The organism is Tabrizicola sp. M-4 (assembly GCF_051132405.1).
Classification (GTDB): Bacteria; Pseudomonadota; Alphaproteobacteria; order Rhodobacterales; family Rhodobacteraceae; genus Paragemmobacter.
In genome coordinates this window covers 1,653,499-1,672,903 of record NZ_CP128606.1, presented here as the reverse complement: position 1 = coordinate 1,672,903, position 19,405 = coordinate 1,653,499, and the positions used below count along the sequence as shown (strand labels likewise).

Genomic DNA, 19,405 nt, shown 5'->3' with positions numbered 1-19,405 from the left:
ACACGGGCGCTCAGCCTAGGCTTTGCCCATCGTCCAGCCACAGGTGCCCCATGCTCCGCCCCGCCGCCCTCTGCCTCGCCCTCGCGACCAGCCCCGCCGCCGCCTGCACCCTTCCCGCCAATGCCAAGGCACTGGCCGCCGAAACACTCGCCGCCATCAACGCCGAACGTCAGGCGAAACGCCTCGCCCCCCTCACCGCCGATCCCCGCCTCTCCCGCGCCGCGCAAGACCACGCCTGCGACAGCGCCACCCGCAACCGCATGGGCCATGACGGCAGCGACGGCAGCGATCTGGGCGACCGAGCCGCCCGCGCAGGCTACGACTTCCGCGAAATCGCCGAGAACGTGGCGCAGGGCTACCCCTCGCCCGCCGCCGTCACCCGCGGCTGGATGGAAAGCCGCGGCCACCGCCGCAACATCCTGATGCGCAACGCGCAGGATGCAGGCATCGGCATCGCCATCGGGCGCGGCGGCGATCTCCACTGGGTTCTGAAACTCGGCCGCGATTAGGCGCAGCCAAGCCCCTGCCCTACGTCTCGGCCCAAATACCCAAATTCCAACAGCCCAAACCGCCCCACCCGCCAGGATCACAGCGCCAAGAGCAGCTCTGCCCGCAACCCGCCCAGACTGGCGCTTTCCCCCAGCCGCAACTCGCCGCCATGGCTCCGCGCGATATCCGCCGCGATGGAAAGGCCAAGCCCCACGCCGCCGCCCCGGTTCGGGTCCCGCGCCGCATCGAGCCGGCTGAAGGGCTGCACCGCCTCCGCCCGCCGCGCAGCGGGAATCCCCGGCCCGTCATCCTCCACCACCAGCCGCAACCAGCGCTCGCCCATCGCCACCGTCACCACCGCCCGGCTGCCATAGCGCAGCGCGTTGTTCACAAGGTTCTCCAGCGCCCGCGTCACCGCCTGCGGCCGCAGCATTACCCCCCCCACCGCCTCCGGGGCCCGCATCTCCACCCGCTTGCCCATCCGCGCCGCGTTCTCCACCACATGCCGCACCAGCGCCAGCGGATCGACCGCCTCAACCGCCTCGGTCGCATCGCCCCGCGCAAAGGACAGGAACTCATCCACCAGCCGCTCCATCTCGGCCACATCGGACAAAAGCGCCCGCGTCTCCTCATCCTCGGGCAAGAGCGAAAGCCCCAACCGCATCCGCGTCAGCGGCGTGCGCAGGTCATGGCTCACCCCCGAAAGCATCAGCGTCCGCTGCTCGATCTGCCGCTCGATCCGCGCCCGCATGTCCAGAAAGGCCCGCCCCGCCGCCCGCACCTCCGTCGCCCCGCGCGGGCTGTAGGGGATCACCTGCCCCTTCCCGAAGGCCTCCGCCGCACCCGCCAACCGCTCGATGGGCCGCAACTGGTTGGAAAGGAACAGATAGGCGATGATCGTCATCAGGATGGATGTCGCGATCATCAGGACCAGCAACTGATGCGGATTGGTGGCCGACATCCGCGCCCGGTTCACAACCACCGCCATCTCGCCCCAGCGCGTCGGCAGATGCAGCCGCACCTTGCCATCGCCCTCCACCAGATCGACAGGCCCCAATCCCGGCAAGGCCGCCCGCAGCGTGCGGATCACCACCCGCCCCGACAGATCGACCAGTTCCGTCCGGTCCGCCGCCGGGGCCGCGTCACCCGCGGGCAAGGCCACCTCCACATCCAAGGGCCCCGCCGCGCGCATCACCTCCGCCCGCGCAGCGTCCAAGGATCCCGCCGCCTCCGCCAGATCCAGCAAAAGCTGCAACTCCGCCGCGACCCCGCCCGTCAACTGCTCGGTCACCCGCTCGAAATGCCGCTGGATGAAGGCCACCGAAACGACAAGCTGGATCGTGACGATGGGCACGATCAGGATCAGCGCGGCGCGGCCATAAAGACCGCGAGGCAGGAGGGACTTGCGGGCCATTTGACCTCAGCCTAGCCTGCCCGCCGCCCGCAGGGAAGAGGCGGGCGCACCCATCCCGCCCCCACACCGCGACAGGAAGGAAGTCCCATGCCCCCCCCGCCCGGCGGAATGCCCCGCCTGCGCAGCCTCCTCGCCCCCAACCCCTCGCCGCTCACCTTCCGGGGCACCAACACCTATCTGCTCGGCTCGGGTCAGGTGGCTGTCATCGACCCCGGCCCCGATGACGACCGCCACCTCGCCGCGATCCTCGCCGCCCTCGACCCCGGCGAGGCGGTCAGCCACATCCTCGTCACCCACACCCACCGCGACCACAGCGCCCTCGCACCCCGCCTCTCCGCCGCCACCGGCGCCCCGGTCCTCGCCTTCGGCACCGCGACCGAGGGCCGCTCCCCCCTCATGTCGCGCCTCGCCGCGGCGGGCCTCAGCGCAGGCGGCGACGGCCTCGACGCGGACTTCACCCCCGACGAACGGCTTCACGAAGGCGGCACGCTCCACGGCCCCGACTGGTCCCTCACCGCGCTCCACACGCCCGGCCATCTCGGCAACCATCTCTGCTTCGCCATGGGCGAATGGCTCTTCTCCGGCGATCACGTCATGGGATGGAGCAGTTCGGTCATCTCGCCGCCCGACGGCGACATGGCCGCTTATTGCGCCGCCCTGGAACGGCTGCAATCGGCGTCCTGGACCCGCTTCCTCCCCGGCCACGGCGATCCGATCCCGGATCCCGAACACAGGCTGCAGGCCCTCCTCGCTCACCGCCGCCAGCGCGAGACGCAAATCCTCGCCCTCCTTGCCGAAGCCCCGGCCGATCCGGGCAGCCTCATGACCCGCCTCTACCACGACGTCACCCCCGCGCTCCTCCCCGCCGCGCGCCGCAACGTCCTTGCCCATTTGCTTGATCTGCTTGAAAAAAACCGCGTCCTGACCGCAGACCCCACCGCCCCGAACGCGATCTTCCACCTGACCTGACCGCGCCCGCGCTTTTTCTCTCCACACCCCCTTGCCCCCCCGAAACACCCTTGCTATACGGCCCCCGTGTTCCGGCGTAGCTCAGCGGTAGAGCAGTTGACTGTTAATCAATTGGTCGTAGGTTCGATCCCTACCGCCGGAGCCATAAATCCCAAAAAGTAAAGCTACCTACCCAAGCCGCCCATCGGCCCCAAAGGCCGCGACGGCAGGTCGCCCTGCCGCCCGGCCCACTCCTCACACGTGCCGCGTTATGCCGCCGTCCACGCGCAGGCTCTGCCCCGTCACATAGGACGAGTCGTCGCTCAGCAGGAAGGCCGCCGCCTTCGCCTGCTCCTCCACCCGCGCGATGCGCTTCAGGGCGGGCAGGTCCGCGAACTTGCCCACGTCCAGACTGTCGGTGAACCCCGGCATCAGGCAGTTCATCCGGATGTTCTGCGGCCCATAGCGATCCGCATAGAGCTTGGCAAAGGACGACACCCCCGCCCGATAGACGCAGGAGGCCGGGAACCACAGGGACGGCTCGAAGGCCGCATAGGTCGTCACGTTCACGATCGAACCACCCCCCTGCGACACCATGATCGGCGTCACAAGCCGCGCCATCCGCACCACTGACTTGACGATCATCTCATTCGCCAGATCCCAGTTCTCATCCGTGATCTCCAGAAGGTCACCCTTCGGCGGGTGCCCCGTATGGTTCAGCACCGCATCGATCCGCCCGAACCGCGCCATCGCCAGATCGACGATCCCCTTCAGGTCCTCCGCGCGCTGCGCCACGCCCCGCCGCGCGACGCCGCCCAGCTCCTCCGCCAAGACCTCGCAGCGCTCCGAAGGCGACATCAGCGCCACGCTGTAACCCCGTCCCGCCATCTCGCGCGCCACCGCGGCACCGATGCCGCGCCCCGCCCCGGTGATCAGGCAAACCTTATCCGCCATATCGGCTCCCTCTCCGCATTCGCCCGGCAACGGCCCATGCCGCCCCGGCCCTCGCAGGATGCCCCCACCCCGCGCGAAGGGCCAGTCCCACCGTGCGATCCCGCCCCGCCCGGCCACCCGCCACAATCTCGCCACAGTGATTCGGGGAATCGGCCCCTACCGCCACCCGCGCGATCCGCCACCGCGCCCAACTCGGAAACAATGATTAACGGCCCCGCCAACCGTTTCCGGCTCATCACGTAAAGATTAATGAATGCGACCAAAATTTGACAGGATTAAGGCCCAAAGCCTAGCCCAGACCTACCAAACCGGATGACCACCCATCCTTTCAGATAGGTCCAACATGTCCCGCCACATTGCCCCGCTGACCGCCCTCCTGCTGTTCTCGGCCCTTCCCTTCGCGGTTTCCGCCGAAACCCGTGACACCCGCGACTACCGGGCCGAGCGGTTCTGCGACCAGGCCCTGAAGGACCCCGTCGCCTTCATGCAACGCCGCGACTTCGACCGTCGCCTGCTGCGCATGGCCGATGCCTGCCCCGAACTCGCCCTCTCGTTGACCAATGTCGCGACCGGCTCCATCCCCACCAAGGCGCAGAGCCATTCCGGCAAGGGCCCCTCGTTCGAGGCCGTGGATTACAGCGACCTGATCGCCCGCCTCACCGCCGCCAAGGCCGATGTGGAAGACGCCACCTCCAAGGTCGCCTCCGCCCGCCAAAAGCTGGAAGGCACCATCCGCCGCGCCCGCTCCACCGGCATCTCGGAAGAGGAGCTCGACGCCCTCTCGCCCATCCTCGAGGATGAGGACGATGTCGCACGCCTGCTGCCCGACTTCACCGCCGACAAGCGCCGCGCGCTGGAAAATTTCGTCGCCGCCCGCGACCGCCTCGCCACCGCCCAACGCAACCTCGACACCGCCAACCGCGAGGCCGAACCGCTGGTCCGCACCGCGCTGGAACTGGCCGGTCTGGCCGACACCGCCCGCGGCAACCTCGCCAATGCGCTCGGCAACATGACCGCCGCCGAACGTCAGGCGATGCTCGACGCCGCCGTCGATGCGGCCAACCGCGCGCTGGCCGATGTGCAATCGCGCCTCGCCCAGTCCCGCGCCGATCTGCAGGCGGCGATCGACCGGCTGAACGGCACCTATCACTCGGACCGCTATCAGAACGCCCACAACGCCTTCTACGCCGCCAAGGCCGATGCCGAACAGGGCCATGAAAAGCTGGCAAAGGCACAGGCCGATGTCGCCGCGGCCCGCGAACGCGTCGAAAACTGCCATGGCCGTTCCTGCGGCGATGCGCGCCGCGATCTCGAACGCGCCGAAGACTACCTGACGGCGGTCGAACAATATGCCGGCCACCGCGACATCATCTACGAAGAAACCCTCGCGGACCTGCGTGCCGTCATGGCCGAGATGCAGACCTACGAACAGCAGCAGGCCATCGCCGCCCTCACCGCTGGCATCATCGCGGATGAGGCGACCGAGGCCAGCGCCGGTCAGGCCGCGCAGGATGCCGCCCGGCAGGCCCGTGAACTGGCCGACCTGATCACCTCGACGGCAGCCGCTCTCGCCAATGCCGAGGCCGCCTCCGCCGAGGCCCGCGCCGCGACCGCCACGGAAGAGGCCGCGGTCGTCTCTGCCCGTGCCGCCCTCGAAACCGCCCTCGCTGCCGCCCGGTCGGCCCTCGCGGGCAGCGCGGAAGAGGCCGCAGCCCTCGCCGCAGTGCAGGCCGCCAAGGAAGAGCTTCAGGCAGCGCTGGTGGAGCTGGGCACGGCACAGGACGTGGCCGAGGAACTGGCGGACGAAGTGGCCGACATCCCGAACGCGCCCGCCGCCGTGACGGATCCGGCCGACGATCTGGAGAACGCCGACGAGGCCGGCGATGCGGCGGCCGAAGCGGCGCAAGAGACCATCGACGACGCCGATGCCGCCATCGCCGACAACGCGGATGCGACCAGCGATCTCTCCGAGGCCGTCGAAGACGCCACCGAGACGACGACGGAAACCACCGGCGGCGACGCCTAAGGCGCAGGCCACGGCCCGGACACGGTGCCGCAAGAATGAAGGGGGGCGCGGGAGGATGCCCATGCCCCCTTCACCTATTCGGCTTTCATTGCCCGCCGCCCCCGCTTGCCCTATCACTGTGACTGCACCCGCTGGTGCCACTGGGAGAAGGTGATCATGCAACTGGCCAATTCCCGCAACTCCGACCGCATCATCCGCCGGAAACTCTCCGATCAGGTCCTCGACCGCCTGCGCGACATGATCCTGTCGGGCGAGGTCAAGGCAGGCGATCCCCTCCCCTCCGAACGCGCCCTGATGGACCGTTTCGGCGTCGGCCGCCCCGCCGTGCGCGAGGCGCTGCAATCCCTGCAACAGAACGGCCTCATCACCATCACCCATGGCGAACGCACCCGCGTCAACGCCATCGACGCGGGCACCTTCTTCGACCAAAGCAACGATATCGCGCGGCTCGTCCTCAATCTCGCCCCCGCCAATCTCCAGCACCTCAAGGAGGTCCGGCAGATGGTGGAACTGGGCATCATCCGCATGGCCACCGAACGCGCCACCTATGCCGATATCGCGGACCTGCGCGCCGCCGTCGTGGAACAGGGAAACCGCCTTGGCGGCGATCCCCGCCCCTTCATCCAGGCGGACATGGACTTCCACAACCGCATCGCCCGCATCACGGGCAACCCCATCATCCTCGCCGCCTCACAGGCGATGCTGCGCTGGCTCTTCGAATATCACGGCAGCCTCCTGCACTGGTCCGGGCATGAGGAAGTGACCCTCTCCGAACATGCCGCCATCGTGGACGCCATCGAATCCCGCGATGCCGAGGCGGCGGTGAACCGCATGCGCGCCCATCTCGACCGCTCGCGCAGCCTCTACGCCCAACCCCCGGCCTGAGGCCCTAGCGCGTCCCGCCCCCCGCGCGGATCCAGCCGAAGTAATCCTCCGATCCCATCTGCCCGCCCTTCAGCGCGATCTCCAACCCGTCATGCGCGCCCGCCCCATGCGCCCGGCACAGGGCCGCGCCCGGTATCGTCGGGGCCAGCGCCACCAGCGCCTGCAGGCCAAGCGCCCGCATCCCGTGGCCCGAGGTGTCGCCGCCCGAAATCACGGCCCGCCGCAGCCCCGTCCCGCGCAGCACCGCGTCAAGGATGCGCCCCAGCGCCGTGCCGATCCGGCGGTTCGCCTCGCCCATGGCGATCCCCGTCTCCGCCAGCGCCGCCCGGAACCGCGCCACCGCCGGGTCATCCGGCCCCGCCGCCGAATGGATCAGCGGGCTCTGCCCCCGCCCCGCCGCCTCCAGCGCCGCCCGCACCAGCCGCGCCTCCTCCTGCTGCAGCGCCGCCTCCCCGCCACAGACCGCCGCCGCGTCAAAGTCCAGCAGGGCAAAGCCATGCCCTCCCGCCCAGTCAAGCTGTGCCTTGGTCACCGGCGAAACCGATCCCGAAACCGCCACGATCTGCGCCACCGCCCCTGCCGAAGGCACCTCCGCCGCCACCGGCAACAATCCCGCCTCCTGCCAATGCCGCACCAGCGCGTATTCCACCCCCTGCGACCCCACAACCAGCCCCATCCGCCCGCGCTGCCCCCAGATCAGCCGCCCCGCCGCCGCCTCCGTCCCCGCATCCATGTTGTCGACCGAGATGATCCGCACCCCCGCCGCCAGCAGCGCCTCCACCCGCGCCTCCGCCCCCGCCGCCAGATCCTCCAATGAGATCAGCCCGCCCGGCAGCGCCGTCTGCCGCGCCAGATGCCGCAGCAGATCCGCCTCCGCCATCGGCGTCACCGGATGCCGCGCCATCACCGGATGCCGGTCCAGCCGGAACACCCCCTCCGGCAGGCCCGCGAACAGGCTGCCAAAGGCCTGATACCGCCGCATCCCCGGCGCCGCCGTCAGCATCGGCACCGCCACCGCAGGCCGCACCTCCAGCGCCGCCTCGATCGCACAGCCGATGCTGCCCACCTCCGGCGCGGAATCGAAGGTCGAACAGATCTTGTAATGCAGGATCGGCGCGCCCAACCCCTCCAGCCAGCGCAACGGCGCCGCGATCTGCCGCCGCATCTCCTCCGGCCCCTCACTCCGCAGCGTCGTGGCGATCCCCACCCCCCGCGCCCCCGCAAAGCGACGCGCCAGCGCAGGCTCCGGCACATCGGTGAACAGCACCGCAGGCAGGCCCGCAAAGGCCAGCACCTCCATCACCGCCGCCGATCCCGTGAAATCATCCCCCAGCCAGCAGATCAGCGGCCCTTCGCCCAGCCCGTCCATCATCGCCCTCCGCCCTGCTTGACTGCCAAGTCATTATGAGGTCATACCAGTGACTAACCCAATCCATGAAAGAGGGCAACCGCATGACCAAGATCGCGCTCTTCGGCGCCGGGGGGAAGATGGGCGTCCGCTGCGCCACGAACCTGATGAACACCGAATACACCATCGCCCCGGTCGAGGTCAGCGAGGCCGGCCGCGCCCGCCTCAAGGATGTCTTGGGCCTTGACTGCCTCCCCGCCGATCAGGCCCTCGCCGGGGCCGCCGCCGTCCTCCTCGCCGTGCCCGACACCCATATCGGCCGCGTCGCCGCCGAGGTGGTGCCCAAGGTCGATCCCGGCACGATCATCATCATCCTCGACGCCGCCGCCCCCTATGCGGGCCACCTGCCCGAACGCGCCGACATCACCTATTTCATCACCCATCCCTGCCACCCCCCCATCTACAACGACGAGGTCACGCCCGAGGCGAAGGCCGACCATTTCGGCGGCATCGCCGCGAAACAGGCCATCGTCTGCGCCCTGATGCAGGGCCCGCTCGACCATTACGCGGTCGGCGAACGGATCGCCCGCACCATCTACGCCCCGGTCATGCGCAGCCACGAGGTGACGGTCGCGCAGATGGCCATGCTGGAACCCGGCCTGTCGGAAACCGTCTGCGCCTCCCTGATGACCGTGATGCGCGAGGCGATGGACGAATGCGTCCGCCGCTCCGGCGTCAGCCATGACTGCGCCCGCGACTTCCTTCTGGGCCACATGAACATCCTCGGCGCGGTGATCTTCGAGGAACGGCAGGGCGTCTTTTCCGATGCCTGCAACAAGGCCATCCAATACGGTATCCCCGTCCTGATGAAGGATGACTGGAAACGCGTCTTCGACTGGGACGAAATCACCGCCTCCATCAAACGCATCACCTGACCACGGGGCCTTACCCATGGCCGATACCATGCTCGAAAACGGCACCCTCTCGGCCTTGGTGCAGGATGGCGGCCTCCGCGCCGTCACCTTCGCCGGGGTGGAACTGCTGCGCGGCCTCACCTACCCCGTCCGCAACCCGGACTGGGGCACCCACCTCATCCGCACCACCGCCGAAACCACCACCGCCCAAGGCTACCGCCACGACTTCACGGAAACCGACGGCCTCTTCACCGGCACCTTCACCGCCACGCTCGACACGCCCAACCGCCTGACGGCCACCGTCACCCTCACCTTCACCCGCGCCGCAAGGGTCAACCGCGCGGGCTTCACCCTGCTGCACCCCATCCTCGGCACCGCGGGCGAACCGCTCCGCCTCCACCACCCCGATGGCGGCGAAACCCTCACCACCTTTCCCGCCCTCATCAGCCCCGCGCAACCCGCCCGCAACATCGCAGGCCTCTCGCATAGCGTCGCGGGCATCGGCGTGACCCTCACCCTCACCGGCGACACCTTCGAGATGGAGGATCAGCGCAACTGGTCCGACGCCTCGTTCAAGACCTATTGCCGCCCCCTCGCCCTGCCCTTCCCCTATCCCGTCGCGGCGGGCGAGACGCTCACCCAGACCGTCATCCTAGACATCACCCCCGCACCCGCCACGGGCACCGCCCCGGCACGACCGGCCGAGACAACGGTCCCCCTCCCGCAGGTCCTCCTCGCCCATGAACACGCGCTCTCACCCAGCGCAGGCATCGGCACCCTGCCCCTGCCCCTGCAATACCGCCTCACCCCCGAAACCCCCGACGAAGACCTGCAGGCCGCCGCCCGCCACGGCGTCACCGCCCTCGAAATCATCTTCGACAGCCTCCCCGACCTCCACGCGCTTATCGCCCGCGCCCGCATGGCAGGCCTCACCCCCGCCCGCGTGTCAGCCCTGCCCAGCCCCTTCCTCAAAAGCCACCAGCCCGATGGCCAATGGCCGACCGGCGCGCAGCCTGCCGATGCCCCGCCCGTCCTCCGCACGGCCTTTCCGCAGGCCCTGATCGGCGGCGGCAGCCTCACCAATTTCACCGAACTCAACCGCCACCGCCCCGATCCCGCGACGGTCGATTTCGTCACCTTCGGCAACACCGCCATCGTCCATGCCGCCGACGACACCTCCGTCTGGCAAACGCTTCAGGCACTGCCCGACATCTTCGCCACCGCCCATGCCATCGCGGCGGGCAGGCCCCTGCATCTGGGCCTCCTGTCCATCGGGATGCGCTGCAACCCCTATGGCGACAAGACCGCCCCCAACCCCCACCGCCTGCGCCTGCCCATGGCGATGGAGGACCCGCGCCAATCCACGGGCTTCGCCGCCGCCTATGCCGTGGCCGCCCTCGCCCGCGCTGCCCGCGCCCGCGTGGCAAGCCTCGCCTTGGCCATGACCGCAGGCCCCCTCGGCCCGCATGGCCCGCTGGCGGACATCCTCCGCACCGCCCATGCCATGGCGGGCCAACCCGCCCGCATCACCGATGCCGCGGGCCTCATCCGCATCGAAACCCCCACCGCCGCCCTCTATGCCAACTGCACGCCCCACACCGCCCCGCCGCCGCGCGCGGGGCTGCCGCCCCTGCCGGGCGAAAGCGCGCAGGTCTGGCAGGGCTGACCCATCGCGAAAGGAACCCCCATGTCCCCCCGGTTCGAGGCCGACTACATCCTTGAAACCTCCCTGCCGCCGGAACAGGCCGCCGCCACCATCGCGGGCGAACAATCCTCAGGCACCTTCCGCCCCGTCCCCGGCGAGACCGAGGAACTCAAGGCCCGTTCCGCCGCCCGCGTCGAAAGCCTCGCCGATCTCGGCCCCTCCCCCGGCCCCTCGCTGCCCGGCGCCGCCCGCCCCGATGCCCCGCACCGCCGCATCGCCCTTACCCTTTCATGGCCGCTCGCCAATACCGGCCCCAGCCTGCCGAACATCCTCGCCACGGTCGCGGGCAACCTCTTCGAACTGAACTGCGTCGCGGGCCTGCGCCTCACCGCGCTCCGCTTTCCCCCCGAACTCGTCGCCGCAAGTCCCGGCCCCGCCTTCGGCACCCAAGGCACCCGCGCCCTGACGGGCGTGGAAGACCGCCCCCTCATCGGCACCATCATCAAACCCTCCATCGGCCTTTCTGCCGAAGAAACCGCCGCCATGGTCGACACGCTCTGCGCGGCGGGCATCGACTTCATCAAGGATGACGAATTGCAGGCCGACGGCGCCGTCTGCCCCTTCGACGACCGCGTGCGCGCCGTCATGCGCGTCATCCGCGCCCATGCCGAACGGACGGGCCGCAAGGTCATGTTCGCCTTCAACCTGACCGGCGAGGTGGACGAGATGCGCTGCCGCCACGACCTCGTGCTGTCCGAAGGCGGCACCTGCGTCATGGCCAGCGCCAATTCCATCGGCCTCACCGGCATGCTCGCCCTGCGCCGCCACGCGCAACTGCCCATCCACACCCACAGGAACGGCTGGGGCTACCTGTCCCGCCACCCCGCGCTCGGCTTCGACTATGGCGCATGGTCCGCGCTCTGGCGTCTGGCCGGGGCGGATCACCTGCATGTCAACGGCCTGTCCAACAAGTTCTGCGAAAGCGACGGCAGCGTGATCGCCTCCGCCAGCGCCGTCGCGGCCCCGCTCTCCCCCGCCCGCCCCGCCGCCGCGATGCCCGTCTTCTCCTCGGGCCAGACCGCGCTGCAGGCCCATGGCACATGGGCCGCCCTGCGCAGCCCCGACCTGATCTTCGCCGCGGGCGGCGGCATCATGGGCCACCCCGCAGGCCCCGCCGCGGGCGTCCGCGCCCTGCAGGATGCATGGTCCTCCGCCATGGCGGGCATCCCGCTGGAACAGGCCGCCAAGGACAGCCCCGCCCTCGCCGCCGCCGTGGCCAGCTACGGGCCCCGCGGCTGACCCGCGGCGGCTGACCCATCCCTTGGACAGGGGGCGCGGGTCTGTATGCCTCATACCATCCGCGCGCCGACCCATCCTTTCGTCTGCATAATACTCCCATAGGGTAGGTCGTTCTAATGGTCACAATTCAATCGGGAGGCACATCCAATGGACCAGAATTCCACCGCAGAGTGTGACGGCGTCGCGAAACTTCTCGGCGTGGCCTTCGCCGGGCTTCACCTGCCCCTCGTCTCGGTCGGTGTCACCCATTTCATCGGTGGCTATTCCGACCCCGCCCCGCTGGTCCTCTCGGCCCTCGTCGGCACGGTCTTCGCCTCGGTCCTCACGCTCGGCATGATCTGGCGCAGCGTCGCCCCCCGCCTGCAGGGCCTGATGGCCTGACGCGCCCGCGTCCGGGCGGGCCTCAGCCCGCCCCGCCGCCGCCCGCCACATGCCGCGCCGCCGCGACCGAGGCCGCACGCGCCGCCGCCTCCAGCCCCGCGCCATGCGCCAGCGCCGCCGCCAAGGCCCCGATGAAGGCATCCCCCGCCCCGTGGCTGGACACCACCTTCACCCGCTCCGCCGCCAGCGCAAACCGCTCCCCGCCCGAAACCCCGGCACAACCCGCGCCCCCCGCCGTCACGATCACCGCGCCGAACCGCTCGGCCAGCCGCCCCGCCGCCGCCTCGGCCCCCGCGAGCGAGGCCACCGCCCCGCCGCCCAGCATCTCCGCCTCCACCGCATTCACGACCAGCAGGTCCACCAGCCCCGCCAACGCCGCGCCCATCTCCCGCACCGGCGCCGCATTCAGCACCACCCGCACGCCCCGCGCCCGCGCCTCCCGCGCCGCGGCAAGGTTCACCGCCTCCGGCACCTCGTTCTGCAGGATCAGCAGCGCCACCCCCTCCCACAGCGCCGCCTCCGCCAAACCCGCGACCGGGATCGCCAGATTGGCCCCCGACACGATCACCGCCCCGTAATCCCCGGCAGCATCGAGGATGGCCACACTCATCCCCGACCCCACGCCCTCCAGCACGGCCACCCGGTCCGCCTGCACGCCGCCAGCCGCCAGCCCCGCCGTCAGGAAGGCCCCGAACCCGTCCGCCCCCACCGCGCCATAGAACCGGCTCGCCACCCCGGCGCGGGCGACCGCCACCGCCTGATTGCCGCCCTTGCCCCCGAATTTCGGATACCAGCGCCGTCCCACCGCCGTCTCGTCCCGGCGCGGCAGATGCTCGGCCTCCACCATGATGTCATGGTGCAGGCTCCCCACGGTCAGAACGACAGGCCCCGTCATCGCATCCCCCCGGCTTCTCCCGCCGCAGGATGCGCCGCGTCCCGCCACCCCCGCAAGGGGCCTCAGGCCCCCGCGCCCGCGATCAGCCCCGCCAGATGGTCGGCATCATGCCAGACCCCCCAGATGAACGGAGACGCCCGCCGCGTCAGCCACGGCAGCCCAAGGAAATACAGCCCCGGCACCTCCGACACGCCCTTGTCGTGGCGCGGGCGGCCCTTGCCGTCAAAGATGTCCATCTCGATCCAGCCGAAATCCAGCACATAGCCCGTAGCCCAGATCACCGCCGACACCCCCGCCGCCTTCAGGTCCAGCGACAGGATGGGGTTGGTCACGCAATCCGGCACCGGCTCAAAGACACGCGCGCCGGGTTCCTCCGGCAGGTCCAGCCCCTCGCGCGCCACATGGGCATCGGCCTCGTCCAGCACCGACAGGTAATTCGCATCGCCCCGCGCGATGTTCGCAGCAAGGTCCGGCGCGAAATGCAGCACGCCCCCCTCGCAGCGCTCCGTCCGCCCCACCAGCCGCATCCCCCGGTTGCCCAAAGCGCGGAAATCCACCGTATGCCCGCCCTGCGCCCCGCTCACCGCGATGGTCACATGCTCCATCCCCGGATCCTGCGTGCGCGCATCCCATTTGCCCAAGGCACCCAGCCACCAGACGAAATCCTTGCCCCGATAGGCACGCGGCGGCCGGTCATGCGGCCCCACTGAAAGATAGACCTCCCGCCCCGACCGCAGCAGCTCATCCGCGATCTGGCTGCCCGACGACCCCGCCCCGATCACCAACACCGCCCCCGCGGGCAACTGCCCCGGATTGCGGTAATGGTTGGAATGGATCTGCATCACCCCCGCGCTTTCGGGGATCATCGGCGGAAAGACCGGCTTCTGGAACGGCCCCGTCGCCACCACCACATTCCGCGCGACGACCTCGCCCCCCGCCGTCACCGCACGGAACCCCTCCCCCTCGCGCCGCAAGGCCGTCACCGCCTCGCCGCAGCGGATGGGCGCCCCGATCGTCCGCGCGAAATCCTCGAAATAGGTGACGATCCGGTCCTTCGTGGCAAAGGCATCGGGCGGGATGTCGTCAAAGGTCGCCGCCGGAAAGCGGTCATGCCAAGCTGGGCCGTTCGCCACCAGCGAATCCCAACGCTCCGTCCGCCAGCGTTCCGCGATCCGGCTCCGCTCCAGCACCAGATGCGAAAGGCCCCGCCGTCCCAGATGCGCGCTCATGGCAAGCCCCGCCTGCCCGCCCCCGATCACCAGCGTCTCGACCTGTTCCACCATCGCCCATCCCCGCCTGCCGCAGCGCCAAGGGCCACCATGACCCCGCTGCCAAAGCTCTAGGAAAGACCGGCCTTCCGCGAAACACGCATTTCGCTCCCCACGGGTTAGGCCGCGCCTAAGCAGCCCTCCCGCGCCCGCCCCCGGCCCCGCTACCGCGCCAGCGCCAATATCCCCGCCACATCCAGATGCGCCTCCAGATGGTCGGCCAGCGCCTCCAGCACCGCCTCCACCCCGTCCTCATATCCCGGCCCCGGCTCCGTCACGCCCAACCCCGCCAGCCAGCCGCGCCGGAATCCGTCCGCCGCGAACAGCCCGTGCAGGTAACTCCCCTGAACCCGCCCATCCGCCGAAACCGCGCCCTCGTCCCGCCCGCCGATCCGCGCGAAGGGCCGCACCCGATCCGCCCCCTCGGTCACGCCCAGATGGATCTCGTATCCCGCCAAGGCGGCCCCGCTGGCCTGATGCACCCCCTCCACCACCGCCAGACGCTTCTGCGCCCCCAGCACCGTCTCCACCTCCAAAAGCCCCAATCCCGGCACCGATCCCGGCACGCCCTCCAACCCCTCCGGGTCATGCACCATGCGCCCCAGCATCTGATACCCCCCGCACAGGCCCAGCACCCGCCCGCCGCGCCGACGATGCGCCGCAAGGTCCAGATCCCACCCGCAGGCGCGCAGCACGCCCAGATCCGCCACCGTCGCCTTCGATCCCGGCAGCACCACCACCGCCGCATCCCCCGGCACCGCCTCCCCCGGACGCAGCATCACCAACTCCACCCCCGGCTCCGCCTTCAACGGATCGAGGTCGTCGAAATTGGCCAGCCGCGGATAGCACAGCACCACCACCTTCACGCCCCCGCGATGCGCGCCCCCTGCAAGGTCCACCGCATCCTCCGCAGGCAGCCGCCACGCCTCTTGGAAATGCGGCAGCACCCCGAACCCCCGCCACCCGGTCCGCGCCCCGATGAACCGATACCCGTCATCGAAGAGCGTAACATCCCCGCGAAAGCGGTTGATGACGAACCCCGCCACCATCGCCGCATCCTCCGCATCCAGCACCGCCTGCGTCCCCACGATCTGCGCGATCACGCCGCCCCGGTCGATATCGCCCACCAGAACCACCGGCACATCCGCCGCGCGGGCAAAGCCCATATTGGCGATATCCCCCGCCCGCAGGTTCACCTCCGCCGGACTGCCCGCCCCCTCCACGATCACCAGATCATGCCCCGCCTTCAGCCGCGCAAAGCTCTCCATCACCCCCGCCATCAGCCGCGCCTTCATCGCCGGATAGTCCCGCGCCTCCGCCGTGGTCAGCCGCCGCCCCTGCAGGATGACCTGCGCCCCCGTCTCGCTCTCCGGCTTCAACAGCACGGGGTTCATGTCCGCCACAGGCGCGATCCCTGCCGCCCGCGCCTGCAACGCCTGCGCCCGCCCGATCTCGCCGCCATCCGCCGTCACCGCGGCATTGTTCGACATGTTCTGCGGCTTGAAGGGCGCCACCCGCAGCCCCCGCCGCCGCGCCGCCCGGCACAGCCCCGCCACGATCAGCGACTTGCCGACATTGGACCCCGTCCCCTGCACCATCACCGCCCGCATCGCCCGCCTCCCGCTGCCCGCCCCGCCTTCATGGCAGGCACGCGACGGGCCGCAAAGTCCGGCAGCGACCCTTTCGGATGGTTAATGCGTTCTTCACCCACCGCCCGCTGCGTGCTGACGGTTTGCGGTACGGTTTACGGCACAACCTCCGGCACGCCCCGCATCAGGCCCCCCGCAGCCGCCCCTCCGGCCCGAAATGGCGCGGAAAGAAGGCCGCGACACAGGCCCAGACCGTCGCTTTGGCCTCCTCCAGCGCATAGGGCTCCCGCATCGTCATCAGGTCCAGCCAGACCCCTTCCACCGTCACCCGCAGCACCCGCGCGATCCGCTCCGCCTGCCCGCCATAGCCGCCAAGCTGGATCAAATCCGCGCAGGTTCGCGTCATAATCCCCTGATATTCCTCATCATTCGATCCGCAGTGATCCTGGTACATGGGCCTGCTCTGCGCCTCACCCCAGAACGAAACCCATGCCGCCAGCTTGTCGGATTCGCAGATCACCGGATCGAAATCCGCCTCCAGCAACGCGGCCAGCCGATCCGCCGGATGCCCACCCGCCCGCGCCAGCGCCCCCTGCCAATTCGCCCGATACTCCTCCGACAGATGATCCAGCGTCGCCGCCAGCAGCTTTTCCTTTGATTCAAAATGGAAATTCGCCAACCCATGCGACAGCCCCGCCCGCTTGGCCACCTCGCCCAGCGTCATCCGCGCATAGCCCTTTTCCGCGATCACCGCGATGGTCGCCTCGATCAACTGCCCCCGCCGCGCCTCCCGGCTCAGCTTGCGTCGCGGTGCCTGTTCCGCTTCCAGCACTGCCTCCACCGAACCCTCCATCACGGCCCATCCCGTTGGTATAATTCAACTTTCGCAGAAACCAAACACGTCCCGGATCAGCCTTCCAGATTTTGATTGACAGTTCAATCAGAATTTGGCGACGATCAACCACCGCAGTCGGAGCCTCCGCCATGACGACGCATCCCCTGTCCTCGCAGCCCATCCCCAACACATGGGATCGCCGCGGCCTTCCCGGCTGGACCTACCATTCGCAGGCCCTCTTCGACCTTGAAAAGACACATGTTTTCCTGAACCACTGGCAGGTGGCGGGGCATGACTCCGACATCCCCGCCCCCGGCGACTGGATCACCTTCGACATGTTGGGTGAACGCGCCGTCCTCATGCGCGGGGCCGACGGCACCGTGCGCGCCTTCCACAACCTTTGCCGCCACCGAGGCGCGCGGGTGGTCGATGGCCCACAGGGCAGTTGCCGCGGCTCCATCGTCTGCCCCTTCCATGGCTGGGTCTACAACCTCGACGGCACCCTGCGCGGCCCCTCCCAACCCGGCAGCTTCGGCGATCTTGACCGTTCGAACTTCGGCCTGAAACCCATTGAAATACAAGCCTTCCACGGCTTCCTCTTCATCCGCTTCCACCCCGGCCCGCAGCCCGATATCGCCACCCTCCTCGCCCCCTATGACGCCGATTTCACAGCCTACCGCGCCGCCGACTTGCTCCCCGTCGCCACCCCGCACTGGACAGCCGACCTCCCGGTGAACTGGAAATCCGTCCGCGACGTGGACAACGAGGGCTACCACGTCCCCCTCGCCCATCCCGGCCTGCAAGACCTCTATGGTCGCGACTATCGCGACATCTTCCTTCCCAACGGCCTGAACATCTCCATCGGCCGCTATGGCGACACGCCCGGCAGGCTCTGGTCCGTGCGCCATTACAACCGCATCTCCCGCCCGCGCGACCACCTGCCGCCGCACCTTGCCGGCGCATGGGCCTATTACGGCCTCTTTCCCCAGATCGTCTTCGCCTTCACCCCGGAAGCCATTCAATACTATCACGAAATCCCCATCGGCCCCGGCCTGACCCGACTCACCGGCCGCCTCTACCGCAACCCGAACGAGACGCGCGCCGAACGCCTCGCCCGCTACCTCGCCCAGCGCATCGACCGCGACACTTCGGCCGAGGATCAGCAGCTTTCCATCTGGTCCAACGAATCCATGCGCTCGTCCGCTTTCGAAAGCTTTCACCTTTCCGATCTCGAATGGGGCCTGCGCCGCCACCATGACGACCTGCGCGCCCTCCTGCCCGTGATGCGCCTCGACCACGCCCCGCCCGAAGACCGCATCGCCGCCATCAACGCCGAAATGCTCGCCAATCCAGCCATTTAGATTACGGATTTCACAGCCACAAACCGCCACGACAAGGAGGAAGACCGCCATGACCCTCACCCGACGCAGCGCCCTCCTCACCTTCGGCGGCGGCCTCGCCCTTCCCTATGTGCGCCCCTCATGGGCGCAGGCGGGCACGGTCAATGTCTACAACTGGTCCGATTACATCGGCGAAACGACGCTCGCGGATTTCGAATCCGAAACCGGCATCGGCGTTGTCTACGACCTCTATGCCAGCGCCGAGGAAATGCAGGCCAAGATGCTGGCAGGGTCCACCGGCTATGACGTGGTGGTCATGGCGGGCCTCTCCCTGCCGCAATTCGTCAAGGCGGGCGTCTATCAGAAACTCGACCGCGCAAAGCTCACAGGCTGGTCGAACCTCGACCCGGAAATATTGAAAATCGTTGAAGGATTCGATCCCGGAAACGAATATGGCGTGCCCTATATGTGGGGCAGCGTCGGCATCACCTACAACACCGCCATGGTCCGCGAACGCCTGCCCGATGCCGATCTCGACTCGCTCGACACGCTGTTCAAACCCGAAAACGCGGCTGCCCTCGCCGATTGCGGCATCTCCATTCTCGACAGCCCCACCGACATCGGCTTCATGGTCCTCAGCTATCTGGGCATCGACCCCAACACCGCAGGCCCCGCCGAATATGCCAGAATGGCCGAGGCTTTCGCCCCCATCCGCGACCACATCGCCACCTTCGACAATGCCAATTACCTCACCGCCCTGCCCAATGGTGAACTCTGCGCGGTCAACAGCTGGTCCGGCGACTATGGCGTCGCCAAGGCCCGCGCGGCCGAGGCGGGCATCGACATCGACCTCTCCTACCACGTCCCCAAGACCGGCGCGCCCGCCTGGTTCGACCTGCTCTGCCTGCCCGCCGACGCCCCCAACACCGAAAACGCCTACGCCTTCGTCAATTACCTCCTCCGCCCCGAGGTGATCGCCGCCTGTACCAACTTCATCGGCTATGCCAATGCCAACAAGGCGGCCACCCCCTTCGTCGATCCCGCCATCGCCGCCGATCCGGCGGTCTATCCCGATGCCGAAACTCTGGCGCGCATGTACACCCCCGCTCCCCAGACCGAAGAGCAGGATCGCGAGATCACGCGCATCTGGTCCACCATCAAATCCGGCGGCTGAC

17 protein-coding genes and 1 tRNA gene are annotated in these 19,405 nt (G+C 69.2%); 11 read left to right on the top strand and 7 right to left on the bottom strand.

Going from position 1 to position 19,405, the window contains the following annotated elements; genetic code table 11:
* Window positions 1-50 precede the first annotated feature (50 nt).
* Window positions 51-509, top strand: coding sequence for a CAP domain-containing protein (locus tag TabM4_RS08015; protein WP_434620908.1), 459 nt, complete (start codon window positions 51-53; stop codon window positions 507-509).
* A 77-nt stretch (window positions 510-586) separates the two neighbouring features.
* Here the strand turns inward: TabM4_RS08015 and TabM4_RS08010 are convergent, their stop codons facing one another.
* A complete protein-coding gene (locus TabM4_RS08010) occupies window positions 587-1,903 on the bottom strand; it encodes an ATP-binding protein (RefSeq protein ID WP_434620906.1) in 1,317 nt (438 codons plus the stop codon).
* Between the two features lie 87 nt (window positions 1,904-1,990).
* Between TabM4_RS08010 and TabM4_RS08005 the strand changes: the two genes are divergently transcribed.
* Window positions 1,991-2,872 (top strand): MBL fold metallo-hydrolase, encoded by an 882-nt coding sequence (locus TabM4_RS08005; protein ID WP_434620903.1) that lies wholly within the window; start codon window positions 1,991-1,993, stop codon window positions 2,870-2,872.
* A gap of 70 nt (window positions 2,873-2,942) precedes the next feature.
* Window positions 2,943-3,017 (top strand) — tRNA-Asn (locus tag TabM4_RS08000).
* A gap of 89 nt (window positions 3,018-3,106) precedes the next feature.
* Here the strand turns inward: TabM4_RS08000 and TabM4_RS07995 are convergent.
* Complete coding sequence (locus TabM4_RS07995; protein WP_434620900.1) at window positions 3,107-3,805, bottom strand: SDR family oxidoreductase; 699 nt, start codon at window positions 3,803-3,805, stop codon at window positions 3,107-3,109.
* Between the two features lie 343 nt (window positions 3,806-4,148).
* Here TabM4_RS07995 and TabM4_RS07990 point away from each other — a divergent pair, with 343 nt between their 5' ends.
* Both TabM4_RS07990 and nanR read left to right on the top strand, forming a co-directional pair.
* Window positions 4,149-5,831: a hypothetical protein gene (locus TabM4_RS07990; RefSeq protein ID WP_434620897.1), complete on the top strand. Its 1,683-nt coding sequence runs from the start codon at window positions 4,149-4,151 to the stop codon at window positions 5,829-5,831.
* A 105-nt stretch (window positions 5,832-5,936) separates the two neighbouring features.
* Window positions 5,937-6,716 (top strand): transcriptional regulator NanR, encoded by a 780-nt coding sequence (gene nanR, locus TabM4_RS07985; protein ID WP_434620895.1) that lies wholly within the window; start codon window positions 5,937-5,939, stop codon window positions 6,714-6,716.
* Between the two features lie 4 nt (window positions 6,717-6,720).
* Here the strand turns inward: nanR and TabM4_RS07980 are convergent, their stop codons facing one another.
* Entirely contained in the window at window positions 6,721-8,088 is a 1,368-nt protein-coding gene (locus TabM4_RS07980; protein ID WP_434620892.1) for a four-carbon acid sugar kinase family protein, read from the bottom strand.
* An 80-nt stretch (window positions 8,089-8,168) separates the two neighbouring features.
* On the opposite strand from TabM4_RS07980, the gene TabM4_RS07975 reads away from it, so the two are divergent.
* The 4 genes from TabM4_RS07975 to TabM4_RS07960 all read left to right on the top strand — a co-directional run bounded on the left by TabM4_RS07975 (window position 8,169) and on the right by TabM4_RS07960 (window position 12,303).
* A complete protein-coding gene (locus TabM4_RS07975; protein WP_434620889.1) occupies window positions 8,169-8,999 on the top strand; it encodes a phosphogluconate dehydrogenase C-terminal domain-containing protein in 831 nt (276 codons plus the stop codon).
* 16 nt (window positions 9,000-9,015) lie between these two features.
* Window positions 9,016-10,644 (top strand): hypothetical protein, encoded by a 1,629-nt coding sequence (locus tag TabM4_RS07970; RefSeq protein WP_434620886.1) that lies wholly within the window; start codon window positions 9,016-9,018, stop codon window positions 10,642-10,644.
* Between the two features lie 21 nt (window positions 10,645-10,665).
* Window positions 10,666-11,922, top strand: coding sequence for a ribulose-bisphosphate carboxylase large subunit family protein (locus TabM4_RS07965; RefSeq protein WP_434620883.1), 1,257 nt, complete (start codon window positions 10,666-10,668; stop codon window positions 11,920-11,922).
* 147 nt (window positions 11,923-12,069) lie between these two features.
* Window positions 12,070-12,303 carry a hypothetical protein gene (locus TabM4_RS07960; RefSeq protein WP_434620881.1) on the top strand — a complete coding sequence of 78 codons (234 nt, stop codon included), beginning with the start codon at window positions 12,070-12,072 and terminating at the stop codon, window positions 12,301-12,303.
* A 22-nt stretch (window positions 12,304-12,325) separates the two neighbouring features.
* Here the strand turns inward: TabM4_RS07960 and TabM4_RS07955 are convergent, their stop codons facing one another.
* The 4 genes from TabM4_RS07955 to TabM4_RS07940 all read right to left on the bottom strand — a co-directional run bounded on the left by TabM4_RS07955 (window position 12,326) and on the right by TabM4_RS07940 (window position 16,908).
* The gene (locus TabM4_RS07955; protein ID WP_434620879.1) at window positions 12,326-13,198 is read right to left on the bottom strand and encodes a PfkB family carbohydrate kinase; all 873 of its coding nucleotides are present in this window, start codon (window positions 13,196-13,198) and stop codon (window positions 12,326-12,328) included.
* Between the two features lie 62 nt (window positions 13,199-13,260).
* Entirely contained in the window at window positions 13,261-14,481 is a 1,221-nt protein-coding gene (locus tag TabM4_RS07950; protein WP_434620876.1) for a flavin-containing monooxygenase, read from the bottom strand.
* A gap of 149 nt (window positions 14,482-14,630) precedes the next feature.
* On the bottom strand, window positions 14,631-16,076 hold the full coding sequence (locus tag TabM4_RS07945) for a cobyric acid synthase (RefSeq protein ID WP_434620873.1): 1,446 nt from the start codon (window positions 16,074-16,076) through the stop codon (window positions 14,631-14,633).
* Window positions 16,077-16,239: 163 nt separating this feature from the next.
* Window positions 16,240-16,908 carry a TetR family transcriptional regulator C-terminal domain-containing protein gene (locus tag TabM4_RS07940; protein ID WP_434620870.1) on the bottom strand — a complete coding sequence of 223 codons (669 nt, stop codon included), beginning with the start codon at window positions 16,906-16,908 and terminating at the stop codon, window positions 16,240-16,242.
* A gap of 131 nt (window positions 16,909-17,039) precedes the next feature.
* On the opposite strand from TabM4_RS07940, the gene TabM4_RS07935 reads away from it, so the two are divergent.
* Window positions 17,040-18,251: an aromatic ring-hydroxylating oxygenase subunit alpha gene (locus tag TabM4_RS07935; protein WP_434620867.1), complete on the top strand. Its 1,212-nt coding sequence runs from the start codon at window positions 17,040-17,042 to the stop codon at window positions 18,249-18,251.
* Window positions 18,252-18,300: 49 nt separating this feature from the next.
* Window positions 18,301-19,404 (top strand): polyamine ABC transporter substrate-binding protein, encoded by a 1,104-nt coding sequence (locus tag TabM4_RS07930; protein ID WP_434620865.1) that lies wholly within the window; start codon window positions 18,301-18,303, stop codon window positions 19,402-19,404.
* Window position 19,405: the final 1 nt, after the last annotated feature.